Origin of the sequence: Phreatobacter sp. (genome assembly GCF_016793595.1) — a bacterium.
GTDB lineage: Bacteria > Pseudomonadota > Alphaproteobacteria > Rhizobiales > Phreatobacteraceae > Phreatobacter.
The window spans coordinates 306,109-322,892 of sequence record NZ_JAEULY010000002.1 but is presented as its reverse complement, the minus strand read 5'-3'; the positions used below and the strand labels follow the sequence as shown (position 1 = coordinate 322,892).

Below are 16,784 nucleotides of genomic sequence, written 5' to 3'. Positions count from 1 at the left end.
GACCCATGCGTCTCAAGGACAAGGTCGCCATCGTCACCGGCGGCGCGCAGGGCTTCGGGCTCGGCATCGTGCAGACTTTCGCCAGGGAGGGCGCCAGGGTGGTCGTCCTCGATCTCAACGAGGAAGGCGCCAAGGCCGCCGCCAAGCCGTTCGGCCGCAAGGCCTTCGGCATGAAGTGCGATGTCTCCAAGGCGAAGGACGTCCAGCGCGCCGTCGCCAAGACCGTCGAGCGCTTCGGCACGGTCGACGTGCTGATCAACAATGCCGGCACCTCGCACCGCAACCGGCCCATGCTGGAAGTGGACGAGGAGACCTTCGACCGGGTCTTCGACGTCAATGTGAAGTCGATCTTCCACTTCGCCCACGCCGTGGTGCCGGTCATGCGCCAGAACGGCGGCGGCGCCATCATCAATGTCGGTTCGACCGCGGGCCTGCGCCCCCGCCCCGGCCTTGCCTGGTACAACGCCTCCAAGGGCGCGGTGAACCTCCTGTCGAAGTCGATGGCGGTGGAACTGGCGCCCGACAAGATCCGCGTCTGCGCCCTTGCGCCTGTCGCCGGCGACACGCCGCTGCTCGGCATGTTCATGGGCGAGGACACCCCGGAAATGCGCAAGAAGTTCATCGCCTCCATCCCGATGGGCCGCCTGTCGACCCCGCAGGACATCGCCGACGCGGCGCTGTTCCTCGCCGCCGATCCCGGCAACTTCCTCACCGGCGTGGTGCTTGAAGTCGACGGCGGGCGCTGCATCTAGGAGCGCTCACCGCAAGGATGGCCACCGGTTTCACGGTTCGGGAATGTGACAAGCACGATGACCTTCATCCTCGCCCCTGAGACCACCCTCCCCGCCGACGGGCTGACGGGCACGCTCGTCGCCCGCGTCCAGCGGCCGGGGCTCGGCCCGTCGGTCGCCGCCATCCGCGATGGCGGCGTCTTCGACGTGACGGCGGCCTTCCCGACTACAGCGGACCTCTTCGACCTCGCCGATCCCGCCTCGGCGATCGCCGCCATTCCCGGCGAGCGCATCGGCGACCTGGCGGCCATCCTCGCCAACAGCGTCGAAACAGCGCGCGATCCCGCGAAGCCCTACCTGCTCTCCCCCATCGACGTGCAGGCGGTAAAGGCGGCAGGCGTCACCTTCGCCATTTCAATGGTTGAGCGGGTCATCGAGGAACAGGCCAAGGGCGATCCCGCCCGCGCCTCGGCGATCCGCGCCGAGATCGGCGACGTCATCGGCGGAGAGCTCAAGGGCCTCAAACCCGGTTCGCCGGAGGCGGCAGCGCTGAAGAAGCACCTGCAACAACGCGGGCTCTGGTCGCAATATCTCGAGGTCGGTATCGGCCCGGATGCGGAGGTCTTCACCAAGGCCCCGGTTCTCTCGTCCGTCGGCACCGGCGCGGATGTCGGCATCCACCCGATCTCGACCTGGAACAATCCCGAGCCTGAAGTCGTGCTCGTCATCTCCTCGGCCGGCCGCATCGTCGGCGCAACGCTCGGCAATGACGTCAACCTGCGCGATGTCGAGGGCCGCTCCGCCCTGCTGCTCGGCAAGGCCAAGGACAACAACGCCTCCGCCGCGCTCGGCCCCTTCGTGCGCCTGTTCGATGCGAGCTTCGGCATCGGTCATGTCCGCCGCATGAAGGTGCAGCTGAAAGTGACGGGTGAGGACGGCTTCGTCATGGACGGCCGCAGCGACATGGCCGCGATCTCCCGCGACGTCGAGGATCTCGCGAAACAGGCCATCGGCCCGCACCACCAGTATCCGGACGGGCTCGTGCTCTATTGCGGCACGCTGTTCGCGCCGATCCAGGACCGCGACGCGCCGGGACAGGGCTTCACGCACAGGCGAGGCGATGTCGTCACCATCGCCAGCGACGAACTCGGAGCGCTCACCAACCGCGTGCGCCTGTCGACCGAATGCGCCCCCTGGACGTCAGGCATCCGCGCACTGATGGCGAGCATCGCCGCACGCCGGGCATGACCGGCCTCGCCGCGCCGGACGGCCTGATCGGTCGCGACGGCGAGGTATCGCTGGTGCTGAGCGGCATGCATCCGGCCGACGAGGCCAGGGGCTGGTTCCCCTATTACACTTTCGCGATCGCGGCGGACGGCGAGCCGGCTGGCGCCATCCGCCTGCGGGTCGGCGACGGACCCGACCTCGTGCTCTATGGCGGCCATGTCGGCTACGAGGTTCTACCGGCCTTCCGCGGCCGGCACTATGCGGAACGCGCCTGCCGCCTCCTGTTCCCGCTGATGCGGGCCAACGGTCAGCGCGAGGTCTGGATCACCTGCAACCCCGACAATGCCGCCTCGCGGCGCACCTGCGAGCGGCTTGGCGCGCGGTTCGAGGAGATCGTGGCCCTGCCGCGCGACAGCGACATGTACCAGCGCGGCGAACGCGAGAAGTGCCGATACCGGCTGCTGGTGCCGCCGATGCCTCCGGACGGCGGCGCCTGACCTCGGCCGTACGGTTGTGATCAGCCCGTCACCGACCACGTCTAGCCTCCGTCCCGTCCCAACAGGAGGCAGCAATGACCATGAATCCCGGTGACGTCGTAATGCTCAAGTCCGGCGGCCAGCCGCTGACGGTTGCGTCGGTTTCCGCCGAAGAGGCCGTGTGCCTCTGGATCGGCGAGGAAGGCGATCTGTTCCGTGAGGCGATCCCGCTCGTCGCGCTCGCGCCCATCGATATGGACGACGACGGCGGCGACGAAGACGAAGAAGACGAGGATGAGGACGAAGACGCCGAAGGCGTTGTCGACGAGGACGAGGACGAAACCCGCCGGGAGCACGAGCCCGCCTGAGGCTCAGTCGGCGGATGGCAGGCGGCGCATCGTGAACTCGATGCGCCCGTCATCCAGTTCCTGCCAGAACTCGACCTCGGTCATGTAGGCCGCCCGGGGAAACCGCACGAGGATTTCGCGCGCTTTGGCCCGGGCATCCTCGCGGGGGAGCACGTAGGTCTCGCGCATCCAGCCGTCGGACATCGGAGTGGACGTCGACGAACTCCGCCTGAAGGCATCGAACGGCCTGTTTCGATCGGACCGCATGCGTCACCTGCCAGCGAGGTTACGCGGCCGCCGCCTGACCCTTGCCACCTTCCCTGACCTTCGGCGTCTGACGCTTGGGTCCGAAAAGCTGCTCCTGCTCGGCTGCGGTCGACATCATGAACGGATAGCGATCATAGACCCGCTGGCGCAGTTCTGGAAAGGACACGCCCATCAGGTTGATCGGGTCCTTGAGGTTCGGATAGGCGCGCGGTTCGCCGATCGGTTCCATGAACAAAAGCCGGCGATAGAAGGCGCGGTGCTCGGTGCGCACGGTGGCGAGCGCATAGTCGGCATCCCCGTGTTCGGACGCCAGCATGCCGAGGCGCACCGTGGCATAGGCGAGGCCCGGATTCTGCCGCGAGCATTCGTAGTCGACCACGAAACGGGTCGGATCGACGATCACCTCGCCGCGCTCGATGCGGGGTCCGAGGATATCGGGGAAGATCGCCAGGGCCGGCGCGATCGGCTGCTCGGCGGTCGCGACATGAACCCGGATGGAACTGACCAGTTGCCCGTCGAGATGCAGGCCGAAGATCCAGACATTCGGCGCTGCGTCGAAGTCGTCGCTGAACCGGCCGCTCTCGTCCGGCTGGATGGCACCTTCGCGCAGGTAGCATTGATACCTGAGGCGATAGATCGCTTCCTTGTCGGCGTCCGTTTCCGCGCGCCGGTATTCGATCCGGGAAATGAGGTCGGTTACATTCTGCGCAAATATACTGGCGGCGTTAACCGTATTCATCTGAATGGCCCCACGTGAAGCGCCGCCGTCCGCCTTGCAACGTGGGTCAATTGTTCATCAAATTTTAACTGCTGGAAAGCGTCTGGTTAAAACATCGTTAACGCGATCGCAGAAAGCCTGTCAGAGCCTCTGCTCTTTCTCATGATACCTCCATCGCGCAGCAGGGAATTACTTCGCTGCATCGCGCCAAGGTTGCATAGGTTGAGACAAGCTATCATACATGATTTTACAGATACACCCCGCCTTTGCCGGCAATGGCTGAATTCCGGGTATCCTGGGAGCGGCACACACGACTTGAGATATTGTCGTGAAAATATGCACGCATAGCGAGCGGAACGCGCTCCGGCGAATGTTCCTCGATCAGCAAGGCCAGCGCAGGCGCAGGAGTTCGCGGGCGCCGAAGACCCATCCGCCCCGGTGAAATACCTATGTCCTTACGGCATGTCGCGCGAGATGGCCTCAGGCGGCGCTGGCGAGCAGTTCCTTGGCCGGGCGGCCCATCATCAGCCGAACCTGATCGGCGGGAATGGCGGGGCTCAGGATGAAGCCCTGGATCTCGCTCACCACGCCCGGCGCGTCGATGATCCTGAGCTGCTCGTGCGTCTCGACACCTTCGACAACCACGGAGAGCCCCAGTTCCGAGCCGAGCCGCGTGACGCCGCGCAGCAGCTTCGCGGATTTCTTGTCCGTCTCGATGTTGCGGACGAACGACCGGTCGATCTTGACCTTGTGCAGCGGAAACTTGTGCAGGTAGCTGAGGCTCGAATAGCCGGTGCCGAAATCGTCCAGCGCGATGCGCACGCCCATCTCGCGCAGCCCCTGCAGGACACCGAGAATCGCAGCCGAATCCTGCAGCAGCAGTGTCTCGGTGATCTCCAGTTCGAGCCGGTCGGGCGCCAGCCCGGTCGCCGCCAGCGTCTCACCGACGAGGGCGACAATGTCCTCGCGCTCGAACTGGACCGACGACAAATTGACCGCGACGCGCACGTCGTTCGGCCAGGCGGCGCAGGCATGGCAGGCCTTGCGCAGCACCTGACGGCCGATCTCGATGATCAGGCCGGTCTCCTCGGCGATCGGGATGAACTCGCCCGGCGAGATCATGCCGCGCGTCGCGTGCGGCCAGCGCACCAGGGCTTCGCAGGTGGTGATCTCGAGGGTCTTCAGGTTGAGCAGCGGCTGGAAATAGACCGCGAGCTCGTCGTTCTGGATGGCCTTGCGCAGGTCGAGCTCGGTCGCCCGGCGCGCCTGCGCCTTGCGGTCCATCTCTTCCTCGTAGAAGTGCAGGATGCCCCTGCCCCCGTCCTTCGCCCGCTTCAGCGCCATGTCCGCGCTCTTGAGCAGCTGGTCGGGATCGCGGCCGTCGCGCGGAGCAAGCGCGATGCCGACCGACGCACCGCAGGCGACTCCCTTGCCGTCGATCTGGGTGATCTCCGAGACCGCCCCGATGACCCGATCCGCCAGCATGGTCACGTCGTTGACCGTCCGCGCGCCGTTCTGCAGCACCACGAATTCGTCGGCGCCGAATCGCGCCACCACGTCGTTCTCGCCGACGACGAAGCGCAGGCGGTCGGCGACCTCGACCAGCAGGGAATCGCCGACCGCGTGTCCGAGCGTGTCGTTGATCTGCTGGAAATTGTCGAGGTCGACGAAATGCACCGCCAGGAATTCATCGGCATCGGCAATGGCCAATGCAGCGTCGAGACGCTCCTGGAACAGCGAGCGGTTCGGCAGGCCCGTCAGCGCATCGTGCCGGGCCATATAGGCGATCCGCGCCTCCGTGCGACGCTTCTCGGTGATGTCCTCGATGACGATGACCAGACCACCGGACGACATCGGCTGGAAGGTCAGTTCGACATTGCGCTCGTTGGCGGTCAGTTCGATCTGCTCGGCGGCGAGATCGTCGCTGCGCCGCGTGACGCCATCCATGACCCGCGCGGCATCGCGTTCGCTGACGACGCCAAGCTCGACATAGGCGGCGAGGATCGCCTGCGCACGCGCGCCCGAGCGCACGGAATCCGGATCGCACGGCAGGATGTCCGCCCAGCGGTTGTTGAGGACCAGCAGGCGGCCGTCGGCGTCGAACATGGCGAGGCCATGCGGCATGTTGTTGAGCGCCGTGTCGAAGCGCGTCGCCAGCAGCGAGACGTCGCGCTGGGCAACCACCGCGTTCAGCAGGATATCGCGCAGGCGCGTCGCGATCTTCCGGACGCTGCCGAAGAACGGCAGGGCGAAGAAGGCGAGGATGATGTAGTCCGGCACACCGGTCAGGAACATGCCGGTGACCAGCGGCACGCACATCAGAAGGATCTGATTGTCGACGAACCGGGCATTGGCGAAATTCCGGCCCATGATGCCGACCATGTAGGACAGCGCCACCGACACGCAGAACAGATGCGCCGCCATGCTGTCCGTCAGCCGGAAGGTCGCGAAGCACCACAACCCAATGGTGAAGACGAACAGATTCGCGCCGAGCGTGTATTCGCGCTCCCAACCGCGTGCTTCGTCATAGGTGTCGAGGCTGCTGCGGACCGTCTTGTAGCGCACCATGCGCGCGCCCCGGACGGCTCCGACCAGCACGATGACGACCGGAAATGCCCAGAGTATCGGATTTCCCGTCAGATAGGCCGCATAGAGCATGCCGGCGAGCGCGGCTGCCAGCCCGGAGAAAAACGAGCGCAGATCCTCGTACAGCGCATCGACCATCGAAACGTAGATTTCGAAGGGCAATTCACGCTGCGACGTGTCCATGGTCTCGTTCTGGATACGCATCATACTCGCAAAAGACCATTGTCGATCGGCTGGGCAGCCGGACCCACACACGCAATCAAGCAAAAAAAACTTGCCCAGCAATTAATTGCACAAAGATGGTTGCAGACAACCGTGCGTGATCAGAAACCCTGCAATGCGATTCAAAGCCCTGCCGAACTCAAGTAAAGATCAATCAGTTCTTGCCGCACCGAGGCGCCGGCCGGAAAGCCGGCATCGATCCAGGCCTGCCTGATCCAGGCGAGCGCCGCACCGATTTCCGGCCCCTCCCGCAGCCCGGCCCGCATCAGGTCCTCGCCGCTGATCGGCAGCGACGGCGCCTGCCAGCGCTTCGGTAGAGACACCAGCGCGTGCCATTCGGGCACATCGACGGGCGCGGCCGAGCGCGCGAACGCCACCAGCGCCCGGTCGGTGAAGGCGCGCGGCCCGGCGCGGAACAAAGCGACTTTGGCGGCGGCCTCCCCGCCGTCGGGGCCAAGGCCGTGCCACCCCGCGCCGATGGCGTCGAGCCGGCGATATTCCTCGTTGGAGAGCGCAAGGCGCTCCCGAAGCCTGTCGGCATCCTCGCGCACCAGTACCGCAAGAGCACCGAGATGGCGCGCCGCGAGGGGCGCGACGCCGGCCTCCGCCTCGATCGCGGCCAGCCGCTCCAGGACCGGCACGTTCGGCACGCCGCCAAGCAGCCGGTGCAGCAGGCCGACATCCGCCATGACCTGAAGCACAGCGGGCGCGCGCGAGGCGCCGAGAATCTTCAGAAGCTCCGCGCGCACGCGCTCGCGCGAAAGGTCCAGAAGCCCCTCCCTCTCGACGATGCAGGCGGCAAGGCCCTCGGCATCGGGGGCGCTCCGGCCGAATTCGGCGTGGAAACGAAAGAACCGGAGGATGCGCAGCCGGTCCTCGCGTATGCGCGCGCGAGGTTCGCCGATGAAGCGCACGCGGCCGGCTTCGAGGTCGGCACGGCCGCCGAAATAGTCGTGAACCTCGCCGTCGCGGCCGAGGCTCATGGCGTTGATGGTGAAATCGCGCCGCGCGGCGTCCTCGCGCCAGTCCCGCCCGAACCGGACGACGGCGTGACGGCCATCGGTCTCGACATCCTGCCGGAGCGTGGTGACCTCGTAACCGACGCCCTCCGCGACCACGGTGATGGTGCCATGGTCGATGCCCGTCGGCACAGCCTTGAGGCCCAATCCGGCAGCAGCAGCCGAAACAGCCTCCGGCAAGGCCGTCGTCGCGATATCGATATCGCCGGAGGGCCTGCCGGCCAGCCAGTTGCGCACCGCGCCGCCGATGGGACGCGCCTCCTCGCCGACCGCGGCCAGGGCATCGATGAGCGTTCGCGCCGGCCCCTCGCGAAACCAGTCGGGCAGATCGCGAGCGTCCGTCATCGCGAAGGTGGGGCTGGTGAGGATTGGGCCGGCGACGGCGCGGCCGGCGGCGACCGGCGCTCCATCTGCGCCGGGTAATAGATGCCGTTCTCGACCCGGGCTGGCCGGTAGACGACGTTCGGATCGCGCACCTGATAGGCGAGATGGTAGAGAAAATAGCCGCCGCCGAGCACGATGCCGAACAGGCCGAGCCAGATGACCGGCTGCCGGTCCCAGTGCTCCTTCAGGAACGGGCTCCGTTCCTTCAGGTGCAGCCAGAGAAAATAGAGCACGAAGGGCAGGACGAAGAGCAGCAGGTTGATGGCGATCCGCATCAGGCTGCCCCGCTCGTCTCCTGGTCGGCGAGCCGTTCCCAGAGGTTGCGGAGGATTCCGGCCGTGACGCCCCAGATGTAGCGGTCGCCGTAGGGCATGGCGTAGAAGTGCCGCACCTGCCCCTGCCACTCCCGCGACTGGCGCTGGTGGTTCTTCGGGTCCATCAGGAAGGCCAGCGGCACCTCGAAGGCATCGACTACCTCGCGCGGGTTGATGGTGAGCTCGAAAGGCGGCGCCACCAGCCCGATGACCGGCGTGATCAGATAGCCGGTCCGCGACAGGAACGGCGGCATATAGGCCAGCGGCCGGACATGGCGGCGGTCGAGCCCGATTTCCTCCTCCGCCTCCCTGAGGGCGGCATCCAGCGGCGTCGCGTCACCCGGATCGATCTTGCCGCCGGGAAAGGCGATCTGGCCGGAATGATCGGGAAGATCGCCGGAGCGCTGCGTCAGCAGGATGGTCGGCTCGGGCCGCGACACGACCGGGATCAGTACGGCGGCCGGCCGGGCGGGCTGGCCCTCGTTGATCGTGTGGTCCCCCGCATCCGGACGCGGATAGCCGAGGCCGCGGAACAGCTCCTGCGGTTCCCGCGGGACATCGAGCGACAGCCGCTCGGTCACGGCGGCCGTGAACTGCTCCGGCGAGACTGGAATCACATCAACCCCTCAAGTTCGTCGGCGCGGACCATGGGGTAGAAGGTCCCCGAAGCATAGACCCCGAACCAGTCGATGCCCTCCACCGGGACCACCTCGCCGATATCCGCGAGATCGTGCAGAAGCGCGCGGGAAACCCGCGCCCAGAGGTCGCGGCGGACATGGACATAGGGCTTCACGCCGTCCGTGCCTGCCTCCTTCTCGAACCGCAGGGCATGGTCCGGACCGACCTCGATCCATTCCTCGACCTGCGTTCCGAATGAGAGCCTGCGCTCCCGCCCCTCGCCCTCGACGCGCAGTTCGACCGCCGCGAAAGGCGCGTCATCCACCACGATGCCGATTTTCTCGACCGGCGTGACCAAAAAATAGCGGCCGTCCTCGCGCTTCAGCACGGAGGAGAACAGCTTGACCAGCGGCAGGCGGCCGATCGGCGTCTTCATGTAGAACCAGGTGCCGTCCGCCGCGATGCGGATGTCGAGGTCGCCGCAATAGGGCGGGTTCCAGAGGTGCACGGGCGCGGCCCCCCTGAACTTCTTCACCTCCTTGGCGAGCCCGTCCAGCCCGCCTGCCACTGGTGGTTCCACAGCCACGCCTGACAGCCTCACGTTTGAGTGAACCGGGGTCCCGCGACCATAGTTTGGCCGCTTGTGACCTGTGACAAACGTAAGAGCCGGCTATCCCGGCCGCAATGCATGAGCCATGATGCAGTGCAGCTACGTTCAGCCTCGAAGGAAACGAACATGACCGCCGAGACCGCCGAACGGATGGAAGACGCCATCATCAAGGCGGCCGAGACGACGGCCGCACAGGCACGGACCGCGCGCGCCAACATCTCCGCCGTCATTTTCGGCCAGCAGGACGTGATCGACCACGCGCTGATCACCGTTCTGTCCGGCGGCCATGCCCTGCTGGTCGGCCTGCCGGGCCTCGCCAAGACCAAGCTCGTCGAGACCATGGGCGTGGTGCTCGGCATGGACGCTCGGCGCATCCAGTTCACCCCCGACCTGATGCCCTCCGACATTCTCGGTTCCGAGGTGCTGGAGGAAAGCGCCACGGGCCAGCGGGCGTTCCGGTTCGTCAAGGGCCCGGTCTTCACGCAGCTGCTGATGGCCGACGAGATCAACCGCGCCTCGCCGCGCACCCAGTCGGCGCTGCTGCAGGCCATGCAGGAGCACCACGTCACGGTCGCCGGCGAGACCCACGAGCTGCCCAAGCCGTTCCACGTTCTGGCGACGCAGAACCCGCTGGAACAGGAGGGCACCTACCCCCTGCCGGAGGCGCAGCTCGACCGCTTCCTGATGCAGGTCGATGTCGGCTATCCCGACCTTGAGGCCGAGCGACGCATCCTGTTCGACACGACCGGTGCGCAGGAGGCAAAGCCCAGGCAGGCGCTGACCGCCGATGACCTGATGGCGGCGCAGCGGCTCATCCGCCGTCTGCCGGTGGGTGATTCCGTCGTCGACGCCATCCTGACCCTCGTGCGCTCGGCCCGCCCCGGCGCCGCCAAGGGCGAGCTGGCGCAGGCCATCGCCTGGGGTCCCGGCCCGCGCGCCTCGCAGGCGCTGATGCTGGCCGTGCGCGCCCGCGCGCTGATCGACGGCCGTCTCGCCCCGTCCGTCGACGACGTTCTGGCACTCGCCGAACCCGTGCTGAAACACCGCATGGCCCTGTCCTTCGCCGCGCGGGCCGACGGCCTGACGGTCGAGAACGCGATCGCCACGCTGGTCAAGCCGATCGGGTGAGCTGACATGTTCGGCCTCGCCCAGCCCGAGAATCGCGAGGACCATGCCCGCCGCCTGACCCGCGATGGCGAGATGCTGGCGGCCGCGCTGCCGCGCCTCGTCCTCGAAGCCCGGCGCGTGTCGTCCACGGTGGTCCACGGCCTGCACGGCCGCCGGCGCGCCGGCACGGGTGAGAATTTCTGGCAGTTCCGCCGTTTCGTCGATGGCGAGCCGGCGGCCCGCGTCGACTGGCGGCGGTCGGCGCGCGACCAGCACCTCTATGTGCGCGAGCAGGAATGGGAGGCGGCCCATACGGTCTGGATCTGGCCGGACTGCTCGCCCTCGATGCAATTCGTCTCGCCGCTCGCCTGGGAAACCAAGCGCGACCGCTGCGTCGTCATCGCCTTCGCGCTCGCCGACATCATGGTGCGTGGCGGCGAACGGGTCGGCATTCCCGGCCTGATGCGGCCGACCGCGAGCCGCGCCATCATCGATCGCATGGCCGATGCGCTGATCGCCAATGCCGGCAAGGCAGGCCAGAACCTGCCGCCCAAGGCGCCGGTCTCGCGGCTGTCGGAGGTGGTGATCCTGTCCGACTGCCTCGTGCCCATCGCCGAGTTCGCCGACGAGGTGCGTAGTCTCGCCTCGTTCGGCTCGCGCGGCCACGTCCTCCAGATCAACGATCCGATCGAGGAGACCTTCCCCTACAAGGGACGGGTCGAGTTCGAGGAAATGGAGGAGAAGCTGACCATCACGGCCGGCCGCGCCGAGACCTGGCGCGACGACTATGTGGCGCGCCTTGCCGCGCACCGCGCGGAGCTGCGCCGCGAATGCGACCAGCGCGGCTGGAGCTTCGGCATCCACCGCACGGACATGCCGCCGGCCTCGGCGATCCTCGCGCTGCACCAGCGCATGGGGCCGGGCTCGCGCGACCTCGGCATGGCGGGAGGGCGACGCTGATGCTGGGCCTGCCGCTGGTCTTCGCCTCGCCGCTCGTCCTGTTCGCGCTGGCCGCCCTGCCGGCGCTCTGGTGGCTGCTGCGCCTCGTGCCGCCGCGCCCGCGCCGCGTGCAGTTTCCGCCGACCAGAATCCTGATCGACATCGCGCCGAAGGAAGAGACGCCGGCGAGCAGCCCGTGGTGGCTGACGCTGCTGCGGCTCCTGCTGGCGGCCATCGTTATCCTCGCCATGGCCGGCCCCTTGTGGAACCCGCCCGCCACGACCACCCGGTCGCAGGGGCCGGTGCTGATTCTCATGGACGATGGCTGGGCATCCGCCGCCGCGTTCGAGCAGCGCCTGCGCGTCGCCAACCAGATCGTCGCCTCGGCGGAGAGCGCGGGAAGGCCGGTATCGCTGACCTCGACGGCGCGTCCGGTGATCGACATCGGGCTTGAGACCCCGGGATCGGTGCGCGAGCGGCTGCGCTCGCTCGAGCCGCTGCCCCATACGCCCGACCGGGCCGGCATCCTCCCCGCCCTGACCCGGTTCCTCGGCGCGCAGCCGCAGGCGGAGATCGTCTGGCTCACCGACGGCATCGACACGGGAGCGTCGGCTGCCTTCGTCGAGGAATTGCGGCGGATCGCCGGCAACCACGCGCTGACGGTCTATGACGGCGGCACGCCGGCCCAGATCGCACTGACCGACGCGACCAATACGGCCGGCGGCTTCTCGGCCAAGGTGATCCGCGCCGATGCCGGACCCGCGCAGGCGGGCCGTGTGCGCGCGCTTGACACGCGTGGCCTGCCGCTCGGCGAGGCGACCTATGCCTTCGAGCCCGGCGCGACCGAGGCCGACGTGCGCTTCGACCTGCCCGTGGAGATCCGCAACGAGATCACCCGCCTCGACATCGTCTCGGAACGCTCGGCCGGCGCGGTCCAGCTCATCGACGCCCGCTGGGCGCGGCGCACCATCGGCGTCGTCTCCGGCGGCACCGCCGACACCGCGCAGCCGCTACTCTCCCCGACCTACTATCTGGGACGGGCTCTGGAACCCTTCGCGGATATCCGCACGGTGGAGGGCGCCTCGCCCTCCGAGGCGGTGGTGCGCTTCGTCGAGAGCCGCGTGCCGATGATCATCCTGACCGATGTCGGCACGGTCACGCCCACCGCGCGCGACGCGCTGAACCGGTTCATCGATGGCGGCGGCATCCTGCTGCGCTTCGCCGGCACGCGCCTCGCGGGCGCGCAGAACGACGACCTCGTCCCGGTGAAGCTGCGGCGCGGCGGCCGCCAGCTCGGCGGTGCGCTGTCGTGGGAAACGCCGCAGGCGCTCAGCCCCTTCGGCCGCGAGAGCCCCTTCGCGGATATCGCCGTTCCCGCCGATGTGCGCGTTCGCCGGCAGGTGCTGGCCGAGCCCGACGGCCTGCTCGCCGACAAGACCTGGGCGCAGCTCGCCGACGGCACGCCGCTGGTGACCGCCGAGAAGCGCGGACAGGGCCTCCTGATCCTGTTCCACATCACCGCCGATACCGCCTGGTCCGACCTGCCGCTGTCCGGCGCCTTTGTCGACATGCTGAAGCGTGTCGCGGGTCTTTCCGCTGCCGGCAAGCCCGCCGCCGAGGGGCTTGCGGCCATTCCCGGCCAGCCGCGCGCCAGCGAGCGCGTGCCGCCGACCCGCGTCCTCGACGGTTTCGGCGCCTTCATCCGCCCGCCGGCCACCGCCAAGCCGATCCCCGCCGACCGGCGCGAGCCCGCGACCTTCGACTTCCCGCCGGGTTTCTACGGGCCCCAGGAAGGCACGGTCGCCGTCAACGTCCTCGGGCAGGACGAAAGGCTGAAGCCGCTGGATCTCAGCCGCCTGAATGCCACGATCGAACGGTATCGTGTTGGCGAACCCGTCGATCTGAGGTCGCCATTGCTGATTGCCGCCCTTCTGCTGCTGCTTCTCGACGGGATCGCGGTCTTCGCCATCGCCGGCGGACTGGCGCGCCTCATGGGCTCGCGCGGCATGCGCACCGCCGCCGTCGCGGCTCTGGCCATCCTCGCGGGCGGCGCGTTGCACCCGGCCGAGGCGCAGACCCGGCGCAATCAGGAACGCCCGCCCATCTCGACCGGCAATGTCGCCGACGATGCCGCCGCGCGCGCCACGCAGGCGACCCGGCTCGCCTATGTCGTCACCGGCTCGCGCGAGGTGGACGAGGTCAGCCGGGCCGGCATGGAAGGTTTGAGCCGCTTCCTGTCGGCACGCACCGCGCTGGAGCCCTCCGCGCCCCAAGCGGTGGACATCGCCAGCGACGAGCTCGCCTTCTTCCCGCTACTGTACTGGCCGATCGTGGCCGGCGCGCAGGAGCCCTCACCGCAGGCCCTGCTGAAGCTCGACGCCTACATGAAACAGGGCGGCATGGTGATCTTCGACACCCGCGACGCCCTGACGGCGCGGCCCGGGCAGACCAGCCCCGCCCAGGCGACGCTGCGCCGCATTCTCGCCGGCCTCGATATCCCCGAGCTCGAGGCCGTGCCGCGCGATCACGTGCTCGCCCGCGCCTTCTTCATCCTGCGCGAGTTTCCGGGCCGCTACAGCGAGGGCACGACCTGGGTCGAGGCCATTCCACCCGCCACCGAGGACGAGGCGGCGCGGCCGGCCCGCGCCTCGGATTCGGTGTCGCCGATCATCATCTCGTCGAACGACCTCGCTTCCGCCTGGGCCATCGACCGGCAGGGCAATCCGCTGCTGCCGGTGCAGGGCGAGGCACGCCAGCGCGAGCTGGCCTTCCGGTTCGGCGTCAACATCGTGATGTATGCGCTGACCGGCAACTACAAGACCGATCAGGTCCACGTCCCCGCTTTGCTTGAACGGCTGGGGAACTGAGCGATGAATTTCGGCATCGTCTGGTCCCCCATCCTGCCGATCTGGGCGCTGGCCGCCGCCGCGCTGGCGGTGGTCGTCGTCGCCGCCCTGCTGCTGGTTTCCCGCTCGCGCGGGGCGTGGTGGCGCATCGGCGCCATGGCGCTCGGCCTGCTGGCGCTCGCAAACCCCGTCTTCACGCAGGAGGACCGCGACCCGCTGCGCACCGTCGTCGCCGTGGTGCTGGACCGCTCGGCGAGCCAGTCATTGGCCGACCGCGCCCGCATCACCGACGAAGCCAAGGCCGCCATCGAGCGCAATTTCGCGCGCTCGCCGGGTTTCGAGGTGCGTTGGGTCGATGCCGGGGCATCCGACGGGCAGAGCGACGGCACGCACCTGTTCGAAGCGCTGCGCTCGGCCCTCTCCGACGTTCCCGCCGAGCGGATCGGCGGGGCGATCCTCGTCACTGACGGGCAGGTCCACGACGTCCCCGCGCAGGCCGCGGCCATCGGCTTTCAGGCACCCGTCCATGCGCTGATCACCGGCCGCTCCACCGATCGCGACCGCCGCGTGGTGCTGACCCAGACGCCGCGCTTCGGCATCGTCCAGCAGAGCCAGACCATCGGCTTCCGCATCGAGGACAACGGCACCGGCGGCGCTGCCGCGCAGGCTTCCGTCTCGATCCGCCGCGACGGCGAGATCATCGAACGGCGTACCGTGACGACTGGCGCGACCACCAATGTCTCGGTCCAGATCACCCATGCCGGCGCGAACATCATCGAGATCGAGGTCGACGGGCTCGACGGCGAGCTGACCCCCATCAACAATCGCGCCGTGGTCATCATCGACGGCATCCGCGAGAAATTGCGCGTGCTTCTGGTCTCGGGCGAGCCCCATGCCGGCGAGCGCACATGGCGCAACCTCCTCAAGTCCGATGCCGGCGTCGACCTCGTCCACTTCACCATCCTCAGGCCGCCGGAGAAGCAGGACGGCACGCCGATCAACGAACTGTCGCTGATCGCCTTCCCGACGCGCGAGCTGTTCCAGATCAAGATCCGCGAATTCGACCTGATCATCTTCGACCGCTATGCCCAGCAGGGCGTGCTGCCGCTGATCTATTTCGAGAACATCGCCCGCTATGTCCGCGGCGGCGGCGCACTGCTGATCGCAGCCGGGCCGGAACACGCGACCTCCGCCTCGATCAACGACACGCCGCTGGAGTCGATCCTCCCGGCCGCGCCGACCGGCGACGTCATCGAGCGGCCGTTCCACGCCCGCGTTTCCGATCAGGGCCGCCGCCACCCGGTGACGCGCGCCTTGCCCGGCATGACGCAGGAGGGCAATCCGAACTGGAGCCGCTGGTTCCGCCTGATCGAAAGCCGCCAGCCGGCGCCGGGGGCCGCCACCGTCATGGACGGCCCGGACCAGCGTCCCCTGCTGCTGCTGTCGCGGCAGGGCGAGGGGCGCGTCGCGCTGCTGCTCTCCGACCATATCTGGCTCTGGGCGCGCGGCTACGAGGGCGGCGGACCGCATCTGGAACTGCTGCGGCGCCTCTCCCACTGGCTGATGAAGGAGCCGGAGCTGGAGGAGGAGAGCCTGCGCCTCGCCGTGCGCGGCCGCCAGCTCGCCGTCGAACTGCAGACCATGGCCGAGCGGCCGGAAACCGTCACGCTGACCCGGCCCTCGGGCGCCAGCGAGCCGGTGACGCTTCAGGAGGCCGAGCCCGGCCTCTGGCGCGGCCAGGTCGATGTGACCGAACTCGGCCTGTGGCGCGCGCAGGCCGGCCGCCTGACGCGCCTGATCAATGTCGGCCCGCCGAACCCGCGCGAGTTCACCGACGTAACCTCGACACTGCGATTGCTGGAACCGCTGGTCCGCGCCACCGGCGGCGGTCTCTGGCGCATCTCGGAAAACGGCAGCCTGTCGATCCCGCGCATCGTGCCGACGCGTTCGGCGACGTCGCTGCGCGGCGAGGACTGGATGGGCATCCGCCAGCGCGACGCCTCGGTGATCCGTGGCATCGGCATCCTGCCGGCCTTCGCCGGCATTCTGGGACTGGTGCTGCTGCTGGGTGCGGTGACCGCGGTCTGGGCGCGCGAGGGGCGCTGAACCGCCTGTCAGTATCGGCGATAATGGCGCCGATAGTACCGACGACGACGCCAGTATCGCCTCCGCCGCCAATATCGCCGACGTGGTCGCCCGAAAATCTGGCGATTGGCCCGGTGGATGCCGTCGGTGAGCCACGAGGCTTCCGCTGTCGCACTGGCGGCGAGGCCTCCAGCAAGGACAGGCGCTGCAAGAAGCAGCCTCACCAGATTCCGACGATCCATCGCTGTCCCTCCCCGGCTGGCGCGCGGCATCGGCGATCCGCAAACG

General features: G+C 68.2%; 15 protein-coding genes. 8 read left to right on the top strand and 7 right to left on the bottom strand.

Translation table 11 applies throughout. From position 1 onward, the window contains the following. The first annotated feature begins 5 nt into the window (after positions 1–5). From JNK84_RS02180 to JNK84_RS02165, 4 genes are all read left to right on the top strand, one after another. Positions 6–752, top strand: coding sequence for an SDR family oxidoreductase (locus JNK84_RS02180; RefSeq protein WP_293420050.1), 747 nt, complete (start codon positions 6–8; stop codon positions 750–752). 57 nt (positions 753–809) lie between these two features. Then, positions 810–1,979 (top strand): fumarylacetoacetate hydrolase family protein, encoded by a 1,170-nt coding sequence (locus tag JNK84_RS02175; protein WP_293420048.1) that lies wholly within the window; start codon positions 810–812, stop codon positions 1,977–1,979. Further along, a complete protein-coding gene (locus JNK84_RS02170) occupies positions 1,976–2,455 on the top strand; it encodes a GNAT family N-acetyltransferase (protein WP_293420046.1) in 480 nt (159 codons plus the stop codon). The genes JNK84_RS02175 and JNK84_RS02170 overlap by 4 nt, the downstream gene beginning before the upstream one ends. Positions 2,456–2,529: 74 nt before the next feature. Next, positions 2,530–2,802 carry a YodC family protein gene (locus JNK84_RS02165; RefSeq protein WP_293420044.1) on the top strand — a complete coding sequence of 91 codons (273 nt, stop codon included), beginning with the start codon at positions 2,530–2,532 and terminating at the stop codon, positions 2,800–2,802. Positions 2,803–2,805: 3 nt separating this feature from the next. On the opposite strand, the gene JNK84_RS02160 is transcribed toward JNK84_RS02165, so the two are convergent. The 7 genes from JNK84_RS02160 to JNK84_RS02130 form a co-directional block, all read right to left on the bottom strand. After that, on the bottom strand, positions 2,806–3,048 hold the full coding sequence (locus JNK84_RS02160; protein WP_441343192.1) for a hypothetical protein: 243 nt from the start codon (positions 3,046–3,048) through the stop codon (positions 2,806–2,808). 19 nt (positions 3,049–3,067) lie between these two features. After that, a complete protein-coding gene (locus JNK84_RS02155) occupies positions 3,068–3,787 on the bottom strand; it encodes an N-acyl amino acid synthase FeeM domain-containing protein (protein ID WP_293420040.1) in 720 nt (239 codons plus the stop codon). 459 nt (positions 3,788–4,246) lie between these two features. After that, a complete protein-coding gene (locus JNK84_RS02150; protein WP_293420038.1) occupies positions 4,247–6,556 on the bottom strand; it encodes a putative bifunctional diguanylate cyclase/phosphodiesterase in 2,310 nt (769 codons plus the stop codon). 140 nt (positions 6,557–6,696) lie between these two features. Then, positions 6,697–7,938 carry a CCA tRNA nucleotidyltransferase gene (locus JNK84_RS02145; protein WP_293420036.1) on the bottom strand — a complete coding sequence of 414 codons (1,242 nt, stop codon included), beginning with the start codon at positions 7,936–7,938 and terminating at the stop codon, positions 6,697–6,699. Beyond that, entirely contained in the window at positions 7,935–8,252 is a 318-nt protein-coding gene (locus tag JNK84_RS02140; RefSeq protein WP_293420034.1) for a DUF6111 family protein, read from the bottom strand. The genes JNK84_RS02145 and JNK84_RS02140 overlap by 4 nt, the downstream gene beginning before the upstream one ends. Then, on the bottom strand, positions 8,252–8,908 hold the full coding sequence (locus JNK84_RS02135; protein WP_293420032.1) for a CoA pyrophosphatase: 657 nt from the start codon (positions 8,906–8,908) through the stop codon (positions 8,252–8,254). The genes JNK84_RS02140 and JNK84_RS02135 overlap by 1 nt, the downstream gene beginning before the upstream one ends. Further along, the gene (locus tag JNK84_RS02130; RefSeq protein WP_293420030.1) at positions 8,905–9,477 is read right to left on the bottom strand and encodes a DUF1285 domain-containing protein; all 573 of its coding nucleotides are present in this window, start codon (positions 9,475–9,477) and stop codon (positions 8,905–8,907) included. Before JNK84_RS02130 ends, JNK84_RS02135 begins: the two co-directional genes overlap by 4 nt. 168 nt (positions 9,478–9,645) lie before the next feature. On the opposite strand from JNK84_RS02130, the gene JNK84_RS02125 reads away from it, so the two are divergent. From JNK84_RS02125 to JNK84_RS02110, 4 genes are read left to right on the top strand one after another with little or no spacing between them, the layout of a single operon-like run. After that, a complete protein-coding gene (locus tag JNK84_RS02125) occupies positions 9,646–10,647 on the top strand; it encodes an AAA family ATPase (RefSeq protein ID WP_293420028.1) in 1,002 nt (333 codons plus the stop codon). Positions 10,648–10,653: 6 nt separating this feature from the next. Then, on the top strand, positions 10,654–11,586 hold the full coding sequence (locus JNK84_RS02120) for a DUF58 domain-containing protein (RefSeq protein ID WP_441343191.1): 933 nt from the start codon (positions 10,654–10,656) through the stop codon (positions 11,584–11,586). After that, positions 11,586–14,432: a DUF4159 domain-containing protein gene (locus JNK84_RS02115; RefSeq protein WP_293420026.1), complete on the top strand. Its 2,847-nt coding sequence runs from the start codon at positions 11,586–11,588 to the stop codon at positions 14,430–14,432. The genes JNK84_RS02120 and JNK84_RS02115 overlap by 1 nt, the downstream gene beginning before the upstream one ends. A 3-nt stretch (positions 14,433–14,435) precedes the next feature. Continuing rightward, positions 14,436–16,517 (top strand): hypothetical protein, encoded by a 2,082-nt coding sequence (locus JNK84_RS02110; RefSeq protein ID WP_293420024.1) that lies wholly within the window; start codon positions 14,436–14,438, stop codon positions 16,515–16,517. Positions 16,518–16,784: the final 267 nt, after the last annotated feature.